The organism is Kribbella sp. NPDC051770 (assembly GCF_040681455.1).
Lineage (GTDB): Bacteria > Actinomycetota > Actinomycetes > Propionibacteriales > Kribbellaceae > Kribbella.
Genome location: NZ_JBFAYT010000011.1, coordinates 65,361 through 81,971 on the forward strand (window position 1 = coordinate 65,361; position 16,611 = coordinate 81,971).

Genomic DNA, 16,611 nt, shown 5'->3' on the forward strand with positions numbered 1-16,611 from the left:
GGGGCGGTTCCCAGATCGGGAACCGCCCCACAGTGTGTTCGTTCTCTGCGAGTGGCCGGATGTTGCTCTGACCAGCGGAAACACCGGTCAATCGGCCCCTCGGAGGGTGGCGGAGGATACGAGATTCGAACTCGTGAGGGGTTGCCCCCAACACGCTTTCCAAGCGTGCGCCCTAGGCCTCTAGGCGAATCCTCCAAGCGGAGAGGATACGCGAGCGGGGTGGGCGGGGGGAAATCGGGGGTTGAGACCCGGGCCGAGCTCGCTCGAAGCGCGTTCCAGCACCGGCGCGGCGTGGCCACAACGCTCCCCAGCGAGTTGGTCATCCGCCCACATCCTGCCCGTGCCCGTGCCCGTGCCCGTGCCCGTGCCCGTGCCCGTGCCCGTGCCCACGCCTCCGCCCGCTCAAGTCCTCCACTCGGCCTCGTCGTCACCCGCACACGTCCGCGCTCTCGGCGTCCCTCAGACCGCCCACGCCCCCACCTGCCCATGCGCCTCCCATCGCTCAGTCCAACCCACGTCCCACCCACCCACGTCCCACCCACCGACGTCCCACCCGCCCGCGTCCCAGACGGTCCAGGTCCGCGCCCGCCCACGTCCGCACCCGTCCACGTCCGCACCGTCCACTCCCCCAAACCGCCACGCCCCCGCCACCTCGTGCGGTCGCCCATCCCTCACCAGCGCCCACCCATCGCTCGCGTGTGCCCACCCATCGCTCACGTCCCCACCGGTCTACGTCCACCCCACGTCGTCACCGGTTGCCTCCCGATTCGACGCAGCAATCTGCTCTCGGCCTCAACCGGGGCGCCGGGCGCATCGGCCGGCTGCCTGTGCGGTATCACATGCTCACAAGCGCGATCGTCCGTGGAGCCGTCCACGGGGGGGGCCTCGCACAGGCGGCATGGCAACAGCCGCTCGACTGCCGCGCGCTCTCGCCTTCAGTCGATGCAGAGGCCCTTACGACAGCGCCTCCGGCGCTGGGTGAGGAGGATCCGACTGGAGCCCGGACGGGAGGAAAACGGGAGGCTGGGTGGACGGATTGGGTTTTAGGGTCGAGGGATGAGTGGAGTTCCTGATCCTGGGGTGTTGCGGCCGGTTGTGGGGGCTGAGCGGGTGGTTTTGCTGAAGCCGCTGGTTCGGTCGGAGTTGATCGAGGTGGGCGAGTACACGTACTACGACGACCCGGATGATCCGGAGGCGTTCGAGACGCGGAACGTGCTCTACCACTACGGGCCGGAGAAGTTGCGGATCGGGAAGTACTGCGCGTTGGGGACCGGGACGACGTTCGTGATGAACGGGGCCAATCATCGGATGGACGGGGTGTCGACTTATCCGTTTCCGATCATGGGTGGGAGTTGGAGCGAGCACTTCGGGTTGATCAGCGGGTTGCCGGGGCGTGGGGACACCGTGGTGGGGAACGATGTCTGGTTCGGGCTCGACGCGAAGGTGATGCCGGGGGTGCGGATCGGGCATGGGGCGATTGTGGCGACCGGTGCGGTGGTGGTGGACGATGTGCCGGACTACGCGATCGTCGGGGGGAACCCGGCGAAGGTGATTCGGCGGCGGTTCAGTGATGCGGATGTCGAGCGGTTGCTGACGATCGCTTGGTGGGACTGGCCGGCTGAGGTGGTGACCGAGCATGTGCCGGTGATCATGTCCGGGAGCGTGGACGAGCTGGAGAGCGTATGGAAATCCGTGCGCTAGGGGCTGCTGATGTGGACGCTCTGCAGGCGTTGATCGAGTCGGACGCGGGGTACACGGAGCGGATCACTGGATATCCGCCGGGGGCGGCGGATGCGCAGAGTCTGCTGATGATGCGGCCGGAGGGGCTGGCGGAGGACGCGAAGGTGGTGCTTGGCGCCTTCGACGGGGACGAGTTGGTTGCGGTGGTTGATCTGCTGCGCGGTTATCCGGAGCCGTCGTACGCGTTCATTGGGCTGCTCGAGGTCCGTGGGGATCGCCAGGGGCGTGGGGTTGGTGGTGCGACGTACGGGCTGGGTGAGCAGTACGTCGCTGAGGAGTGGCCGGAGGTGCGGCGGTTGAGGCTGGCTGTGGTCGATACGAACGCGGAAGTGGCTGCGCCGTTCTGGATCAGCCAGGGCTTCGAGTCGACTGGGGAGGTCCGGCCGTATCGGTACGACAAGCTGACGTCGAGCGCTCGGCTGTACGAGAAGGCGCTGTGTTGGGGGCATCCGCATCTCGTCGTTCGGGACTCCGGGATCGCCGGGCGAGGGCTGTTCGCGACGGCGCCGATCGCTGCGGGTGAGGTGGTCTCGGTACTCGCTGGGCGGAAGGTGTCGACGGCTGAGCTGGCGGAGCTGATGAAGAAGCCGCCGGTGGACACGATCACGCTTGAGGATGATCTTCACCTGGTGTTGCCGAACGATCCGCGGCCGGTGATTGCATACGGCAACCACAGTTGCGATCCGAACAGCTGGTGGACCAATGCTGTCACGCTGACGGCTCGCCGGGATCTCGCCGCTGGGGACGAGCTGACCAGCGACTACGGCACGAGCACAGGTGTCGCTGGCTGGCGGATGGAATGCGCGTGCGGTTCGTCGCTGTGCCGTGGGGTGGTCACCGGAGAGGACTGGCAACGGGCGGACCTCCAGAGCCGGTACGGCGAACACTGGATCCCCGAACTGCTCGCCCGGCAGAAGCGTTAGCTCCGCCGAGAGCCGAGAGCCGAGAGCCGAGAGCCGAGAGCCGAGAGCCGAGTGCAACGACGATCCGAGGCGATGCCTGACGGCTGGCTGCTGGGCTTGGGGCCGACGGTGGTGCTGGGTGGGTCAGAGGAGGGCGGAGGCCAAGGCTCTCCATTGGGTGGTTGGTTGGGGGCCGGTTACGCCGGTGATGACGTTGAGGGCTACGTGGTCGGCGCCGGCTTCCAGGTGTTGGTGGAGGGAGGCGGCGATTTGGGGTGGGGTGCCCCAGGCCGTCAGAGCGTCGACCATGTGGTTGGGGAGGGTTCTGAAGTCGGTGTCGGTGAAGCCCATGCGGTGGAGGTTGGCGGCGTAGCCGGGGAGGGTGGTGAAGAAGCTGAGGGTGTTGCGGGCGATGGCTCGGGCTTTGTCGGGGTCTGGTTCTACGACGACCAGGTGGCTGACTGCCAGGAGTTTGTCGTCGCCCAGGAGGCGGCGGGCCTCGGTGGTGTATTCGGGGGTGACCAAGAAGGGGTAGGCGCCGGCGGTTTGGGTGCGGGCGAGTTCGAGCATTCGGGGGCCGAGGGCGGCCAATAGGCGGTGGGCTTTGGGGACGCCGGTTAGTTGGTCGAGGTAGGTGGTCATGCTGGCGAGGGGGTGGGGGCCGTGGGCTCCGCCCAGGCCTACGGTGAAGCGGCCTGGGGTTGCTGACTCGATGGCTGCGTACGTCGAGGTGACGTCGTCGGCTGGGTAGGTGTCGATCGACAGGATGCCGCTGACGTACCTGATCGTGCTGGTGGCCTCGACGAGGTCCTTGATGGTCTGGAGGCCGGGCAGGGGGCCGCCGGAGAGCCAGATCGCGGGGTAGCCGAGGTCTTCGGCGATGCGGGCGGCTTCGAGGGAGTCCGGTGAGCTGGTCAGGCCGGTGGTGATCCCGAAGGGTCCGAACGACGGCTTGTTCACGCGGTCCACCCTAGGTCGCCGGCCAAGCGGGCAGACCGCACCTGGCGAGAAGGAGACTCTTCGGTTTCCGCGGCGGGGAGGACGTACCTGACCGGGGCCGGACATGAGGATTCCCCGCGCACCCGGAAGAGCTCACTTACCCTTGCTGCCTTCCGGCCCTGGGGGAGTTGGGCGAGATACCGCCACGCGGGGAACCAGCCAAGAGTGTACGGGATCGGCGGCGTGGATCGGGAATCGGCTCCGGCCGCGGCTCGCGGCGGGGGTGCGGACGGGCCGCCGGGTGCCGACTTGGATACTGGAGGCCGGGATTCGAACGGTGAGGGAGATCGATGAGCGAGGACCGTCGCTACCTGCAGGAACTGATCATCGCCGAGCTCGGGGTGACGCCGTCGTTCGATGCGGATCTGGAGATCGAGCGCCGGGTCGGGTTCCTGGTCGACCGGCTGCGGCTGGCCCGCTCCTCGGCGTACGTGCTGGGGATCAGTGGCGGGGTCGACTCGAGCACGGCGGGACGGCTGTGCCAGCTCGCGGTCGAGCGGGTCCGCGCTGAGGGTGGTGACGCGAGCTTCGTCGCGATGCGGCTCCCGTACGGCGTGCAGCTCGACGAGGACGACGCGCAGCGGGCGCTCGGGTTCATCAAGCCCGACGAAACCCTGACCGTCGACATCAAGCCGGCCACCGACGCGATGGTCGCGTCGGTCGCGCACGCGGGGCTCGGCGAGCGGGCCGACTTCCACACCGGGAACATCAAGGCCCGGCAGCGGATGATCGCGCAGTACGCCGTCGCCGGTGCGCGCGGTGGGCTGGTCGTCGGGACCGATCACGCCGCGGAGGCCGTGATGGGCTTCTTCACGAAGTACGGCGACGGGGCGTGTGACCTGACGCCGCTGTCGGGGCTGACGAAGCGCCGGGTGCGGGCCGTCGGTGAGCGGCTCGGAGCGGAGCCCGAGATCACCGGCAAGGTCCCGACGGCTGATCTCGAGTCCGACCGGCCGGGGGTGCCGGACGAGACCGTGCTCGGGGTGACCTACGACCAGATCGACGACTTCCTCGAAGGGCGCGAGATCGAGCCCGAGGCGGCCGAGACGATCATCGGCTACCACCGCCGCACGATTCACAAGCGCGCGGTCCCGATCGCCCTCTGAGTGGGAGAGAGTCGGCTCAGCGGAGTACGAAGTCGGTGACGGCACGGGTGTACTCCTCAGGCTGTTCGGCGTGGACGAAGTGGCCGGCTCCCTCGAAGAGGCGGTAGGTGCCGTGCGGGACGTCGGCTTGGAAATGATGGATCTCCTCCGGGCTTGTGACCGGGTCGTGCTCGCCTTTGATGAGGAGGGCGGGCTGCGTCAGACGAGACAGCAGCGGGAGCAGCGACTCGTTGAAGCTGGTGCTCTGGGCAATGGTCTGGGCGAAGTACCCGGCGCGTTCCTGGATCTCCTGGGGTAGGTCGCCGGCGGGGAGGACCAGGTCGCGCGAGCTTGGTCCGAGGTAGATCTCCATGCGGCGGTCGCCGAGCTGCTGGAGCAGCGTGGTGCGGTCGCTCCACATTTCCGTGGTCGCCGGCCCGGACCAGGACAGGAGCCTATTGGCTTCGTCCAGCAGGCCGATCTCGGTGAGCAGCGGCTTGGCGGCCTCGACCAGCGTCCGGGTCGCCAGGACCATGTCCCACGGTGGGTTCTCGAAGATCACCTGACTGACCGACGACGGATGGTTCGCGGCGTACCGTAGCGCCAGGCGGCCGCCGTACGAGTGGCCGAGGATCGCCCAGCGCTCGAAGCCCAGGCGCTCCCGCAGTGCTTCGCAGTCCGCGATCACGATGTCCTCGGTGACCGGGCCGTCGATCGGGTCGGACTGCTGGACTCCCCGTTGGTCGACGCCGATCAGCTGTAGTCGCTCGGCCAGCCGGTCGCCCTGGAAGGCGAGGAAGTCGTACGAGCCCGCGCCTGGGCCGCCGTGCAGGTAGAGCAGAGGTGGCGCGTCGGTCGCGCCGCGGTGGTCGACGTACAGGCGGGTCCCGCGAATCTCGGTCAACATGTTTTCAAAGCTAGATCGGCCTAGGGTTGCGCAGTAGGACCTCAACCGGACCTTTTCCGGCATTCTTCCGGACGCAGAACCCTGGAGGCGTTGCATGGTCGACTTCTCGCTCACCGAGGAACAGCAGGCGATCCGGGCCACCACCCGGGAGTTCGTCCGGCGGGAGCTGATGCCGCTGGAGAACGACGTGCTGCGGCGCGAGCGCGAAGGACTGCCCGGTGTCGAGCCCGATGTCGTGAAAGCCCTGCGGGAGAAGGCGAAAGGCTTCGGTTTCTGGGGTCTGAGCACGCCCGAGGAGTACGGCGGGATGGACCTGACCGCGGTCGACCAGGCGCTGATCACGAGCGAGCTCGGGCGGACCTTCGTGCCGTTCTCGTTCGGTGGCGAGGCCGACAACATCCTCTACGAGTGCAACGAGGAGCAGCGCAAGGAGTACCTGCTGCCGACCATCTCCGGCGAGCGCCGGTCCTGCTTCGCGATCACCGAACCGGGCGCCGGTTCGGACACCAGAGCGATCCGTACGACGGCGCGCCGCGACGGCGACGAGTGGGTGATCCGCGGCGAGAAGACGTTCATCACCGGCGGCAACGAGGCCGACTTCGCGATCGTGATCGCGGTGACGGACGCGGAGAAGGGCTCGAAGGGTGGGTTCACCGCGTTCCTGGTCGACCGCGAGCGCGGCTGGACGTCGGACCCGATCGTGACGATGGGCCAGGCAGTGCCCGCGACGCTCAACTTCGACGACGTACGCGTGCCTGCCGACCACGTGCTCGGCGAGATCGGGCAGGGCTACGAGCTGGCGATGCGCTGGATCATGAAAGGCCGGTTCCTGATCCCGTCACGCGGGATCGGCGCCTGCGAGCGGTTGCTGGAGCTGGCGATCGAGCACGCGAACAGCCGCGAGACCTTCGGCCGCGCGATCGCGGACAACCAGGCGATCCAGTGGATGATCGCCGACTCCGAGGTCGAGCTGGAGGCCGCGCGCTGGCTCGTCCTGTACGCCGCGTGGGTGGTCGACCAGGGGCGGCACCCGCAGCACGACAGCGCGGTCGCGAAGCTGTACGGGACCAACACGGTCAACAGGGTCGCCGATCGGGTGCTGCAGATCCACGGCGGCATGGGCTACACGAAGGAGCTGCCGATCGAGCGCTGGTTCCGCGAGGTCCGGCTCTGGCGGATCTTCGAGGGCACGGACGAGATGCAGCGGCTGATCATCTCGCGCGACCTGCTCCGCGGCTACCGCAAGCCGGGAGCGCACTTCCACTAATAGAGAGGTCAGGCGGCGCGGGCCAGCTGGGTGAGGCGGTTCGTGAGGCGGCCCAGGCGTACCGCGGCGATCCCCCGGTACGCCGGACGCAGGACCGTTGCGAGCGGCCCCGACTGGCTGAACGCGTGGGTCACCTCGCCGTCCGGACCGAGCATCCAGCTGGCGGTCTCGTGGAAGCCGGGCACCTCCCAGACGAACTCGACGCGGTCCGGCTCGATCACCGTGTAGCGCAGCTCGCCGGTGAAACGAGGGCGCACGCGCAGCGCGTACGGCGTACCGACGGTTGCCGCGGCTGGGCCGTCGACGGAGACGAAGGCCTCGTTCCACTCCGGGAGGGCGTGGGCGTCGAGCAGTGCGCGCCGGATCGCGTCCCGGGAGGCGGGGATGGTCGAGCTCGCGTACTCCATGACTACTTCTCCTTCACGGTGTCGCGCCGGCGAGCCAGGGCGGCGCCGGCCGGGAAGGCCTCGGCGACGGCTCGCAGCGTGCTGATGGTTTCGTCGACGGGCAGGCCGGCGGTCAGGTCGTCGATTCGGCGGTGCAGGCGGTCCTCGGCGGTGGCGACACGCCGGCAGAGCTGGCGGCCGCGCGAGGTGAGGGTGAGCGCGAGGTAGCGGCGGTCGACCTTGTCGGTCTCCCGGCGGACGAGGCCCTGGGCGACCAGTCGATCGACCAGGCGGCTCGGGCTGGTCCCGGTCTCGCAGACGAGCAAGCCGCCGAGCGCGTTGAGCGTCAGCGGGCCGTGATCGCGCAGGACGCGCAGGACCTCGGCCTGCGACGGGGTGATCCCGAGCGGGCGCAGATCGGCTGCGAACAGGCGGTTTCCCTCGCGCTGGATCGCGAGCGCCAGGTAGCGCAGCTCTTCGGCGGGCGTCATCGGCTAATAGATTACACGACACGCATGTCACGACATCTATCTGTCGAGGGGCCGGAATGTTCCGGAAAAGGGCCGGTTGCGGTCATGGTCAAGGCGCCACCGGAACTGGCACAGTGGGGCCATGAAGGGTCTGATGCAGGACTACCAGCTGTCCCTGGACACCATCTTCCGCCGGGCGGAGCAGTTCTTCCCGGACAAGACCGTGCACACCGGGGGCCCAGCGCCCGTGACCATGACGTACGGCGAGTGGGCCGCGCGGACCAGACGCCTGGGCGGCGTGCTGGACAACCTGGGGATCAGCGCGGACGGCCGGGTCGGCACGTTCGCCTGGAACTCGGGGCGGCACCTCGAGCTGTACTTCGCCGCGCCCTGCACCGGGCGCGTCCTGCACACGCTCAACATCAGGCTCTTCCCGGATCAGGTCGTGTACATCGCGAACCACGCCGAGGACGAGGTCGTCTTCGTGGACCGGTCGCTGCTGGGGCTGTTCCTGCCGCTGCTCGACCGGTTGCCGCTACTGCGCCATGTCGTGGTGATGGACGACCTGCCGGAAGGAGCGCAGGCGGCCGAGTTGCCGGACGACGACCGGTTCCACGACTACGAGGAGCTGCTGGCCGCGGCGGAGCCGGTCGAGTTCCACGTCGAGGACGAGAATCAGGCGGCCGCGATGTGCTACACGAGCGGTACGACGGGCAACCCCAAGGGCGTCGTGTACTCGCACCGGTCGACCTGGCTGCACTCGATCGGCGTCCTGACCAACGCGGGGATCGGGCTGCACGAGACCGACACGGTGATGCCGGTGGTGCCGATGTTCCACGCGAACGCGTGGGGGCTCGCGCACGCGGCGCCGATGGCGGGGGCGAGCCTGGTGTTCCCGGGGCCGGACATGTCGCCGCAGGGGATCTTGAAGCTGCTGCAGGAGCAGGAGGTCACGCTGTCGGCGGGCGTACCGACGATCTGGCAGGGGCTGCTGCCGTTGCTCGACGGGGTCGAGCTGCCGAAGCTGCGGCGGATCCCGTGCGGTGGGTCGGCGGTGCCGCTGGCGCTGTCGGAGGCGTTCCGGGAGAAGCTGGGCAAGCCGATCCTGCAGGCGTGGGGGATGACGGAGACCAGTCCGGTGGCGACGGCCTCACATGTTCCGGTGCGGGATCAGGGGTTGCCGGAGGACGAGCAGGCGAAGCTGCGGGCGCGGCAAGGGTTGCCGTTGCCGGGGGTCGAGGTCCGGATCGTGGAGCCGGGGTCGACGACGCCGTTGCCGTGGGACGACGAAGCGACCGGTGAGCTGCAGGTGCGCGGGCCGTGGATCGCGGCGGAGTACTACCGGCCGGATGCCGGGGTGGAGCTGAACACCGACGACGGGTGGATGAAGACCGGCGACGTGGCCGCGATCGACCAGTACGGGTCGGTGCGGCTGGTGGACCGGACGAAGGACCTGGTGAAGTCGGGTGGGGAGTGGATCAGCTCGGTGGAGCTGGAGAACCTGCTGATGGCGCACCCGGCGGTGAAGGAGGCGGCGGTGATCGGGGTGCCGCATCCGAAGTGGGACGAGCGGCCGCTGGCGTGTGTGGTGCTGCAGGAGGGTGAGTCGGTGACGGGAGCGGAGATCCTCGCTTACCTGGAGCCGTTGGTGGCGAAGTGGTGGCTGCCGGATGCGGTGGAGTTCATCGACGAGGTGCCGAAGACGTCGGTGGGGAAGTTCTCGAAGAAGGATCTGCGGACGAGGTTTGCGGAGTACCACTTGGAGTGAGCTATTCCCAGTCGAACATGCCGCCGTTGAGGGCGATGACCTGGCCGGTCAGCTTCCTGGACTCGTCGGAGGCCAGGAAGAGGATGGTCTGGGCGACCTCTTCCGGTTCGATCAGGCCGAGGATGTGGGCGTCGGCCATCGCGCGGGCGGCGGGGCTCATGGCGAGGATGTTGGCCATGCGTTCGGTGCGGACTCCGGCAGGGGCGACCGCGTTGACGCGTACCTTGTCCTCGGCGAAGCGGCGGGCGGTGGAGCGGGTCAGGGTGTGGACTGCGCCCTTCGCGCTGCTGTAGGCGTCGCGGTTCGGGACGGAGCCGAAGCCGAGCATCGAGCCGATGTTGACGACGCTGCCGCCGCCCGACTTGATGATCTCCGGGATGGCGAAACGATTGCAGAGGAAGGTGCCGAAAAGGTCGGTCTTCAGTTGGTCCCAGAACAGGTCGACGGATGCCTCGGTGACCGGGCCGTCGCCGGTGGAGAAACCGCCGGCGAGGTTCACCACGGTGTCCAGGCGGCCGAAGGTGTCGACGGTGATGCGGACGGCTTGCTCGACGGACGCCTCGTCGGTGACGTCGAGGTGGACGTAGATGGCTTGGCCACCGGTGGAGGCGATGGTGGTCGCGAGCTGTTTGCCTTCCTGTTCGCGGCGGCCGCCGATGGCGACGTGGGCGCCTTCGCGGGCGAAGAGTTCGGCGGTTGCGCGTCCGATGCCGCTGGTGGCGCCGGCGAGGAGCGCGACCTTGCCTGCGAGCCGGCCGGTCCCGGTACGCCGGCCCGCGGGCAGGGCGGAAGGATCGGACGCAGGGAGGGGCTGCCGGGTCTGGTGGGCAGGGTGTTCGCCGACCGGGCTGTCGAGGCCGGATTGCTGGTCGGCCACGCCTGGCCGAGCGGCGAGCGGCCCGGCTACGCCTGGTTGGGCGGCGAGCGGTCCGGCCACGCCTGGCTGGGCGGTGAGCGGCTGCGGGTCCGGCTCCGGCATCGAGGGCGTGTCGGCCGGTTGGTTCGCGTTTGTGGGGGTCGTTGTCATGGGGTTTCCTCTGGCAGGTCAGTAGAGGGATGCCGCGGTGGAGGCGCCGCCGTCGGCGGTGATGATGGTGCCGCTGGTGTAGCTGGAGCGGTCCGAGGCCAGGAAGGTCACGAGGTCGGCGATCTCGCGTGGGACGGCGGGGCGGCCGAGCGGGTAGTGCGCCGTGAGCTCGCCGTACCGGCTCTCGTCGGCGAACTTGGTTGCGGCGGCCGCCTTCAGGTGGGCGACCATGCGGTCCGTGGCGACAGGGCCGGGGTTGACGCCGAGGACGCGGACGCCGTCGGCGAGGCTGCGACCGCCGAGAGCCCGGGAGAACGCCATCAGGGCGGCGTTGCCGGTGCTGCCGGACAGGTAGCGGCTGTCGGGGTTCTCGCCGGCGTTGCCGATGATGTTGATGACGACACCCTGGCCGCGCCGCTTCATCTCGGCGTACAGGAGGCGGGTGAGGTTGATGTAGCCGTGCACCTTCAGCTCCCAGCCGTCGCGCCACTGTTCGTCGGTGATCGCGTCGAGGGTGCCGCCGCGGATGTCGCCGGCGTTGTTGATCAGGATGTCCGCGTCGGCGGCCGTGGCGGCGAGGCGGGCCAAGTCGTCCGGGTCTCGCAGATCGGCGACGGTGGTCGCGACGGTCACGCCGTACGTCGTACGGAGGTGCTCGGCGAGCTCTTCCAGCAACGGTCCGCTGCGGGCGGCGAGGTGCAAGTTGCACTGCTCCTCGGCCAGGGACTCGGCGATCGCGGCGCCGATGCCGCGGGAGGCGCCGGTGACGAGGGCGGTCTTGCCGGACAGGTGCAGATCCATGCTCTAGTTCTCCAGACAGTGAAACGAGATCGACAACGATTAAACGTACCTTGGGGTACGTTTATTTCGGGTGGTCCGGAGCGAAGGGTGGCGAGTGTCCGACAGACCGTTGAAACGAGTGGACGCGGTGCGGAACCATCAGCGGATCCTGGATGCTGCGCACGAGGTCTTCGCGGAGCTCGGATTGCGGGCGAGCATGACGCAGGTCGCCGAGCGGGCCGGGGTGACGAAACCGACCATCTACCGGAACTACCCGACCAAGGAAGCGCTGGTCGAGGCCGTCGTGCAGCACAGGTTTCGGTTGCTGGAGGAGCGGACTCGGGCGGCCCTGTCGGAGCCCGATGCCTACGAGGCGTTCGCGGGCTGCGTCCTCGAGTTGTTCGAGCGGATGGCCGGAGATCGCTTGCTGGCGGACGCGTTGACTGACCTGCGCGCCGTCCGGCCGGCGCCGGTGCTGGACCTGTACGGGCAGCTGATCGACGCCGCGAAACCGTCAGGCAAGGTGCGGGCGGACCTGTCGGTCATCGACATTCGCGTGCTGCTGTGCGGGGCCGTGCTGCAGCTGAACCGGCTGGAGAACCGGGACCCGGTCGTGTGGCGACGGTACGGCGTACTGACGCTGGCGGCGTTCCGGCCGTGACCGGATGCCGCGGGCGGACCAGTGGTCGATGTGGCATGGACCGGGAACGTCGGTAAGGTGCGGTCGCATGCGAGGGATCATCCTGGCCGGCGGTTCCGGCACCCGACTGCACCCGCTCACGATGGCAGCGAGCAAGCAACTGCTCCCGGTGTACGACAAGCCGATGATCTACTACCCGCTGTCGACGCTGATGCTGGCCAACATCCGCGAGGTCCTGGTCATCACCACGCCCGACGACGCGGCGCAGTTCCAGCGGCTGCTCGGGGACGGTTCGCAGTTCGGGATGGAGATCTCGTACGCCGTACAGCCGAGCCCGGACGGGCTCGCGCAGGCGTTCCTGATCGGTGAGCAGTTCATCCAGAACGAGCCGGTCGCGCTGGCACTCGGCGACAACATCTTCTACGGGCCCGGGCTCGGGGTGCACCTGCAGACGTTCAACGACGTCGACGGCGGCGTCGTGTTCGCCTACCGGGTCGCGGACCCGACGGCGTACGGGGTGGTCGAGTTCGATGCCGAGGGGCGGGCGCTGAGCATCGAGGAGAAGCCGAAGGAGCCGAAGAGCAACTACGCGGTTCCGGGGCTGTACTTCTACTCCGCGGATGTCGTGGACATCGCGAAGGAGATCAAGCCGTCGGCGCGCGGTGAGCTGGAGATCTCGTCGGTGAACGAGGTGTACCTGGAGGCCAAGCGGCTGCAGGTCGAGGTGCTGCCGCGGGGGACCGCTTGGCTGGACACCGGGACGTTCGACTCGTTGATGGCGGCCGGGGAGTTCGTCCGGGCCGTGGAGATGCGGCAGGGGCAGAAGATCGGGTGCCCGGAGGAGATCGCCTGGCGACGCGGGTTCATCGACGACGCCGGGCTGCTGGCGCGCGCGGACACGCTGGCGAAGTCGGGGTACGGGACGTACCTGCACGGGTTGCTGGAGGAAGACGGCCCGCTGGGCTGAGCCGGTCGGCAGCCGGTGGTCGCCGTCTCGCGCGCTGGAATCGCGGGGTGGTGGGCTGGGGAGGAAATGTCGGCGGGCGGCGCTAGGGTTGCGGGCGTGGAAGCACCTCTTGCGTTGTACCGCCGGTATCGCCCGGAGACGTTTGCCGAGGTGATCGGGCAGGACCATGTCACGGCACCGTTGCGGAACGCGTTGAGCAACAACAGGGTGAACCACGCCTACTTGTTCTCTGGGCCTCGCGGCTGCGGGAAGACGACGAGTGCGCGGATCCTGGCGCGGGCGATCAACTGCGAGAAGGGGCCGATCGCCGAGCCCTGCGGGGTGTGCAAGTCGTGCACCGACCTGGCGCGGGGTGGGCCGGGCAGCATCGACGTGATCGAGATCGACGCGGCGTCGCACGGTGGTGTGGACGACGCGCGGGACCTGCGCGAGCGGGCGTTCTTCGCGCCGGTCGAGAGCCGGTACAAGATCTACATCATCGACGAGGCGCACATGGTCACCACGCAGGGCTTCAACGCCCTGCTGAAGCTGGTCGAGGAGCCGCCGCCGCACCTCAAGTTCATCTTCGCCACCACCGAGCCGGACAAGGTGATCGGGACGATCCGGTCCCGGACGCACCACTACCCGTTCCGGTTGGTGCCGCCGAAGGCGCTCGGGGACTACATGGCGACGCTGTGCGAGGCGGAGGGTGTGGCGATCGCGCCGGCCGCGCTGCCGTTGGTCGTACGGGCCGGTGCCGGGTCGGTGCGTGACTCGCTGAGTGTGCTGGACCAGCTGATCGGTGGGGCTGGGCCGGAGGGTGTGACGTACGAGCTGGCGGTGGCGCTGCTCGGGTTCACGCCGGACTCGTTGCTGGACGCTTGTGTTGACGGGTTTGCGGCGCACGACAGCCGGGCCGTGTTCGAGACTGTCGAGAAGGTGATCGAGACCGGGCAGGATCCGAAGCGGTTCGCGGAGGATCTGCTGCGGCGGCTGCGGGATCTGGTCATCCTGTCGGCGGTGCCGAACGCTGTCGCGTCGGGGTTGATCGAGGCGGCTGAGGATCAGGGCGAGCGGCTGCAGGTGCAGGCTGCCGGGATCGGTGCGGCTGAGCTGACTCGCGCGGCGGACATCGTGGCCGCTGGGTTGCTGGAGATGCGGGGGGCTACTGCGCCTCGGCTGCAGCTGGAGCTGATCTGCGCGAAGGTGCTGCTGCCGGGGGCTGATGACTCGACCAACGGGATTCAGGCTCGGTTGGATCGGATGGAGCGGCGGCTCACGATCGGGGTGCCGGCTGGTACGGCGGACGCTGGGTCGGTGGGGAGCGCTGGTGCCGGGGTGCCTGCGGGTGGGTCTGCCGGTGCTGCGGCTGTTGGTGCGGGCGGTCCCGGGGGTGTTGGGGCGGGTGCTCGGCCTGGGGGTTCGGGCGGTGGCGCTGGGTCGGCGGGTGGGGTCGCTGGTGGCGCGGGGGATGGAGCGGTTGGTGGAGGTTCGCCGGCTGGTGGAGCGGGCGCGGGCTCTGGTGGTGCAGGCTCGGTTGGGGCTGGCGGCGCAGGGGCTGCGGGTGGAGTTGGAGCTGCAGGGGCTGCGGGTGCGGGCGGAGTTGGCGGCGCGGGGTCCGCTGGTGCGGGCTCGGGGGGAGCTGGCGCGGCTGGGGCTGCGGGTCCCGGTGGCGTAGGTGGCGGGGCTGCGGCGGCGAGTGGAGGCGGCTCGGCGGGAGCGGTTGGTGCGGAGTCCGGTGGAGCAGGTGCAGCAGGCGGACGCGGCTCGGCGGGTGCGAGTGGCGTGGAGTCTGCTGGAGCGGGTGGTGCCCAGAGCGCTGGACTGGGGTCTGGTGGCGCGGGTGGTGCGCAGGCCACGGGAGCGGGTGGTGCGCAAGCCGGGGGCGCGGGGAACGGCGGGGTAGGCGGCGGCCAGGCCGCCGCAGCCGGGAGTGGTGGCGCTGGTGGTGGCCAGTTCGCGGGAGCGGGGGCCAGTGGCTCTGGGGGTGTCGGGAGTTCGGGTGGGGCTTCTCGGAGTGGGGCTTGGGGGGATGAATCGGGGGCTGGTGCTGGAGTAGGTGGGCAGTCGCCAGCGGCTGCTCAGGTGGCGCCGGCTGTTGCGGCGCCGGTTTCCACGGGGGCTGTGGGGCTGGCTGATGTTCGGCGGTTGTGGCCTGAGGTGCTCGAGGCTGTGAAGAGCAAGCGGCGGTTTGCTTGGATCATGCTGAGTCAGAACGCTCAGGTGATCGCTGTTGATGACCAGACGTTGACGTTGGGGCTGGTGAACGCGGGGGCTCGGGAGAGCTTCGCTCGGTCGGGCAGTGACGAGATCCTGCGGCAGGCGATGATCGACACGATCGGGTTGAACCGGCGGGTCGAGGCCGTGGTGGATCCTTCGACGGACCCGGGGGCTGGGTCGGGGGCTGTGCCGCCGCCCTCCGCGCCGCCTAGCGCGCCTTCCAATTCTTCCTGGGATCAGGGGACGCAGGACGGGGGGCAGTACGGCGGAGGTAGTGCGGATGCGGGGTCTGCTGGTGGGGCCGGTGGGTTCGGCGGCGGTGCGGATGCTGCGGGTGGGATGAGCGGTGCTGGGCCGGGTGGCGTGCACCAGAGTGCTGGACAGGGCGGTGGCTGGGGTGACTCGGCGCCGGGCTCGGTTGGGTCGGCTAGTGGTGGCGATGCTGCGAGCTGGGGTGAAGGTGCCGGTGGGGCTGCGCACGGTGATGTTGCGGCGGGGAACGGTGGTGGTCCGGTAGGGCCGGGTGGTGGATCGGCTGGTCACGCGGGTGCTGGCGGTGCGGAGGTTGGTCACGCGGGCGCCGACGGTCACCAGGGTGCCGGCTGGGGGGATGGCGCGGCTGACGGTGGTGGAGCGCCTGGTGGAGTTGGGGCTGTGGGTGGGCCTGCGGCTGGTACGGATGGCGCCGGGGCGGCGGGTGCTGGAGCGGGTGCGGCTGCGGGGCCGGAGGCTGGAGGAGTGGGTGCCGGGGTCGGTGCCGATGGCCGAGTAGCGGCCGGGGCCGGTGCCGGGACCGGGGCTGGTGCGGGTGACCGAGCGGCGGCTGGGGCTGGTGCGGGTCATGGCGGCGCCGGCAGCGGTGGTGCTGGGGCTGTGGGCGGGCCTGCGGCAGGCGGAGCTGTGGCTGGTGCGGCCGGTGCCGGGGTTGCTGTAGCGGATCCTCCGGCTGAGGTTCGCGTGCCGGTGCAGGCCGGGCAGCAAGCCGGCGGTCCGCCGGCGCCTTCGGCGGCGCCGGAGGTGGAGCGGCAGGCCGCCAGTAAGCGGCGGGCGGCTGAGGCTGCGGTGGCGGCTGAGCAGGCTCGGAAGGCTGCGGCGGCGCCGGAGGTTCAGGAGGCGCCGTTGACTCCGGAGGAAGAGGCCGAGGCGATCGGGGACGACGACGTCGTACTCGAGGAGGATTCCCGGTCGCACACCGATCTGTTGCGGGAGACGCTCGGGGCCCAGATCATCAACGAAGAACCCAACTGAGCCATCCCAGAAGCTGAGGCAGCCTGTCCCGGAAGGGGGCAGGCTGTTTTGTTTCAACAGGTTGTCCACAGGGCTGGGGACGGGGTGTGGGTAAGTTGAGCGGCGGCTTCGCCGCTTGAGTGTGCACATGTTGTCCACATCCTGTGGATAAACCAGGTCCACAGGATGTGGACACATATCGGTTTCCGCTCGGTCACTGACCGGCGCTGGGGTTGTCGGGGCGACC

General features: G+C 69.3%; 18 protein-coding genes, 1 tRNA gene, 1 other RNA gene and 1 pseudogene. 13 read left to right on the forward strand and 8 right to left on the reverse strand.

Translation table 11 applies throughout. The annotated features are described in order from the left end of the window. Positions 1 to 107 precede the first annotated feature (107 nt). A tRNA-Ser gene (locus AB0M01_RS30615) sits at positions 108 to 195 on the reverse strand. Positions 196 to 1,056: 861 nt separating this feature from the next. On the opposite strand from AB0M01_RS30615, the gene AB0M01_RS30620 reads away from it, so the two are divergent. Together AB0M01_RS30620 and AB0M01_RS30625 are read left to right on the forward strand one after the other, a co-directional pair. Beyond that, positions 1,057 to 1,701 carry a CatB-related O-acetyltransferase gene (locus AB0M01_RS30620; RefSeq protein ID WP_363675633.1) on the forward strand — a complete coding sequence of 215 codons (645 nt, stop codon included), beginning with the start codon at positions 1,057 to 1,059 and terminating at the stop codon, positions 1,699 to 1,701. Further along, positions 1,683 to 2,663: a GNAT family N-acetyltransferase gene (locus AB0M01_RS30625; protein WP_363675635.1), complete on the forward strand. Its 981-nt coding sequence runs from the start codon at positions 1,683 to 1,685 to the stop codon at positions 2,661 to 2,663. The genes AB0M01_RS30620 and AB0M01_RS30625 overlap by 19 nt, the downstream gene beginning before the upstream one ends. Positions 2,664 to 2,786: 123 nt before the next feature. On the opposite strand, the gene AB0M01_RS30630 is transcribed toward AB0M01_RS30625, so the two are convergent. Further along, entirely contained in the window at positions 2,787 to 3,602 is an 816-nt protein-coding gene (locus tag AB0M01_RS30630) for a TIGR03620 family F420-dependent LLM class oxidoreductase (protein ID WP_363675637.1), read from the reverse strand. A gap of 102 nt (positions 3,603 to 3,704) precedes the next feature. Continuing rightward, positions 3,705 to 3,801: signal recognition particle sRNA small type (ffs, locus tag AB0M01_RS30635), an RNA gene on the reverse strand. A 130-nt stretch (positions 3,802 to 3,931) separates the two neighbouring features. On the opposite strand from ffs, the gene nadE reads away from it, so the two are divergent. Then, positions 3,932 to 4,747, forward strand: coding sequence for an ammonia-dependent NAD(+) synthetase (nadE, locus tag AB0M01_RS30640; RefSeq protein WP_363675639.1), 816 nt, complete (start codon positions 3,932 to 3,934; stop codon positions 4,745 to 4,747). 16 nt (positions 4,748 to 4,763) lie between these two features. Here the strand turns inward: nadE and AB0M01_RS30645 are convergent, their stop codons facing one another. Continuing rightward, complete coding sequence (locus tag AB0M01_RS30645) at positions 4,764 to 5,633, reverse strand: alpha/beta hydrolase (protein WP_363675641.1); 870 nt, start codon at positions 5,631 to 5,633, stop codon at positions 4,764 to 4,766. A 94-nt stretch (positions 5,634 to 5,727) separates the two neighbouring features. Here AB0M01_RS30645 and AB0M01_RS30650 point away from each other — a divergent pair, with 94 nt between their 5' ends. Then, a complete protein-coding gene (locus AB0M01_RS30650; RefSeq protein WP_363675643.1) occupies positions 5,728 to 6,900 on the forward strand; it encodes an acyl-CoA dehydrogenase family protein in 1,173 nt (390 codons plus the stop codon). Between the two features lie 8 nt (positions 6,901 to 6,908). Here AB0M01_RS30650 and AB0M01_RS30655 read toward each other — a convergent pair whose 3' ends face one another. Together AB0M01_RS30655 and AB0M01_RS30660 are read right to left on the reverse strand one after the other, a co-directional pair. Next, positions 6,909 to 7,307 (reverse strand): hypothetical protein, encoded by a 399-nt coding sequence (locus tag AB0M01_RS30655; protein ID WP_363675645.1) that lies wholly within the window; start codon positions 7,305 to 7,307, stop codon positions 6,909 to 6,911. 2 nt (positions 7,308 to 7,309) lie between these two features. Further along, a complete protein-coding gene (locus tag AB0M01_RS30660) occupies positions 7,310 to 7,777 on the reverse strand; it encodes a MarR family transcriptional regulator (RefSeq protein ID WP_363675647.1) in 468 nt (155 codons plus the stop codon). Between the two features lie 121 nt (positions 7,778 to 7,898). On the opposite strand from AB0M01_RS30660, the gene AB0M01_RS30665 reads away from it, so the two are divergent. Next, positions 7,899 to 9,524: a long-chain fatty acid--CoA ligase gene (locus tag AB0M01_RS30665; protein WP_363675649.1), complete on the forward strand. Its 1,626-nt coding sequence runs from the start codon at positions 7,899 to 7,901 to the stop codon at positions 9,522 to 9,524. Position 9,525: 1 nt separating this feature from the next. Here AB0M01_RS30665 and AB0M01_RS30670 read toward each other — a convergent pair whose 3' ends face one another. Together AB0M01_RS30670 and AB0M01_RS30675 are read right to left on the reverse strand one after the other, a co-directional pair. Further along, positions 9,526 to 10,503 carry an SDR family oxidoreductase gene (locus tag AB0M01_RS30670; protein ID WP_363675651.1) on the reverse strand — a complete coding sequence of 326 codons (978 nt, stop codon included), beginning with the start codon at positions 10,501 to 10,503 and terminating at the stop codon, positions 9,526 to 9,528. Positions 10,504 to 10,569: 66 nt separating this feature from the next. Next, positions 10,570 to 11,352, reverse strand: coding sequence for a short-chain dehydrogenase/reductase (locus AB0M01_RS30675; protein WP_363675653.1), 783 nt, complete (start codon positions 11,350 to 11,352; stop codon positions 10,570 to 10,572). Between the two features lie 127 nt (positions 11,353 to 11,479). Here AB0M01_RS30675 and AB0M01_RS30680 point away from each other — a divergent pair, with 127 nt between their 5' ends. The 8 genes and pseudogenes from AB0M01_RS30680 to AB0M01_RS30715 all read left to right on the forward strand — a co-directional run bounded on the left by AB0M01_RS30680 (position 11,480) and on the right by AB0M01_RS30715 (position 16,385). Next, positions 11,480 to 11,992: a helix-turn-helix domain-containing protein gene (locus AB0M01_RS30680; protein WP_363675655.1), complete on the forward strand. Its 513-nt coding sequence runs from the start codon at positions 11,480 to 11,482 to the stop codon at positions 11,990 to 11,992. A 67-nt stretch (positions 11,993 to 12,059) separates the two neighbouring features. Next, positions 12,060 to 12,938, forward strand: a complete 879-nt coding sequence (gene rfbA, locus AB0M01_RS30685) for a glucose-1-phosphate thymidylyltransferase RfbA (protein WP_363675657.1) — start codon at positions 12,060 to 12,062, stop codon at positions 12,936 to 12,938. Between the two features lie 66 nt (positions 12,939 to 13,004). Then, positions 13,005 to 14,210: pseudogene (locus AB0M01_RS30690) on the forward strand (DNA polymerase III subunit gamma and tau); the annotation flags it as partial. Positions 14,211 to 14,265: 55 nt separating this feature from the next. Further along, a complete protein-coding gene (locus tag AB0M01_RS30695; protein ID WP_363676017.1) occupies positions 14,266 to 14,595 on the forward strand; it encodes a hypothetical protein in 330 nt (109 codons plus the stop codon). A gap of 48 nt (positions 14,596 to 14,643) precedes the next feature. Beyond that, positions 14,644 to 14,823, forward strand: a complete 180-nt coding sequence (locus AB0M01_RS30700) for a hypothetical protein (RefSeq protein ID WP_363676019.1) — start codon at positions 14,644 to 14,646, stop codon at positions 14,821 to 14,823. Between the two features lie 840 nt (positions 14,824 to 15,663). Continuing rightward, positions 15,664 to 15,909 (forward strand): hypothetical protein, encoded by a 246-nt coding sequence (locus AB0M01_RS30705; protein WP_363676021.1) that lies wholly within the window; start codon positions 15,664 to 15,666, stop codon positions 15,907 to 15,909. A 12-nt stretch (positions 15,910 to 15,921) separates the two neighbouring features. Beyond that, positions 15,922 to 16,071, forward strand: coding sequence for a hypothetical protein (locus tag AB0M01_RS30710; RefSeq protein WP_363676023.1), 150 nt, complete (start codon positions 15,922 to 15,924; stop codon positions 16,069 to 16,071). A gap of 23 nt (positions 16,072 to 16,094) precedes the next feature. Then, positions 16,095 to 16,385, forward strand: coding sequence for a hypothetical protein (locus tag AB0M01_RS30715; RefSeq protein ID WP_363676025.1), 291 nt, complete (start codon positions 16,095 to 16,097; stop codon positions 16,383 to 16,385). Positions 16,386 to 16,611 lie beyond the last annotated feature (226 nt).

Excerpts from the sequence above, each read along its gene's own strand:
- AB0M01_RS30620 (WP_363675633.1), top strand. The coding sequence starts at position 1,057 with ATGAGTGGAGTTCCTGATCCTGGGGTGTTGCGGCCGGTTGTGGGGGCT.
- AB0M01_RS30655 (WP_363675645.1), bottom strand. The coding sequence starts at position 7,307 with ATGGAGTACGCGAGCTCGACCATCCCCGCCTCCCGGGACGCGATCCGG.
- AB0M01_RS30645 (WP_363675641.1), bottom strand. The coding sequence starts at position 5,633 with ATGTTGACCGAGATTCGCGGGACCCGCCTGTACGTCGACCACCGCGGC.
- rfbA (WP_363675657.1), top strand. The coding sequence starts at position 12,060 with ATGCGAGGGATCATCCTGGCCGGCGGTTCCGGCACCCGACTGCACCCG.
- AB0M01_RS30660 (WP_363675647.1), bottom strand. The coding sequence starts at position 7,777 with ATGACGCCCGCCGAAGAGCTGCGCTACCTGGCGCTCGCGATCCAGCGC.
- AB0M01_RS30650 (WP_363675643.1), top strand. The coding sequence starts at position 5,728 with ATGGTCGACTTCTCGCTCACCGAGGAACAGCAGGCGATCCGGGCCACC.
- nadE (WP_363675639.1), top strand. The coding sequence starts at position 3,932 with ATGAGCGAGGACCGTCGCTACCTGCAGGAACTGATCATCGCCGAGCTC.
- AB0M01_RS30625 (WP_363675635.1), top strand. The coding sequence starts at position 1,683 with ATGGAAATCCGTGCGCTAGGGGCTGCTGATGTGGACGCTCTGCAGGCG.
- AB0M01_RS30670 (WP_363675651.1), bottom strand. The coding sequence starts at position 10,503 with ATGCCGGAGCCGGACCCGCAGCCGCTCACCGCCCAGCCAGGCGTGGCC.
- AB0M01_RS30675 (WP_363675653.1), bottom strand. The coding sequence starts at position 11,352 with ATGGATCTGCACCTGTCCGGCAAGACCGCCCTCGTCACCGGCGCCTCC.
- AB0M01_RS30665 (WP_363675649.1), top strand. The coding sequence starts at position 7,899 with ATGAAGGGTCTGATGCAGGACTACCAGCTGTCCCTGGACACCATCTTC.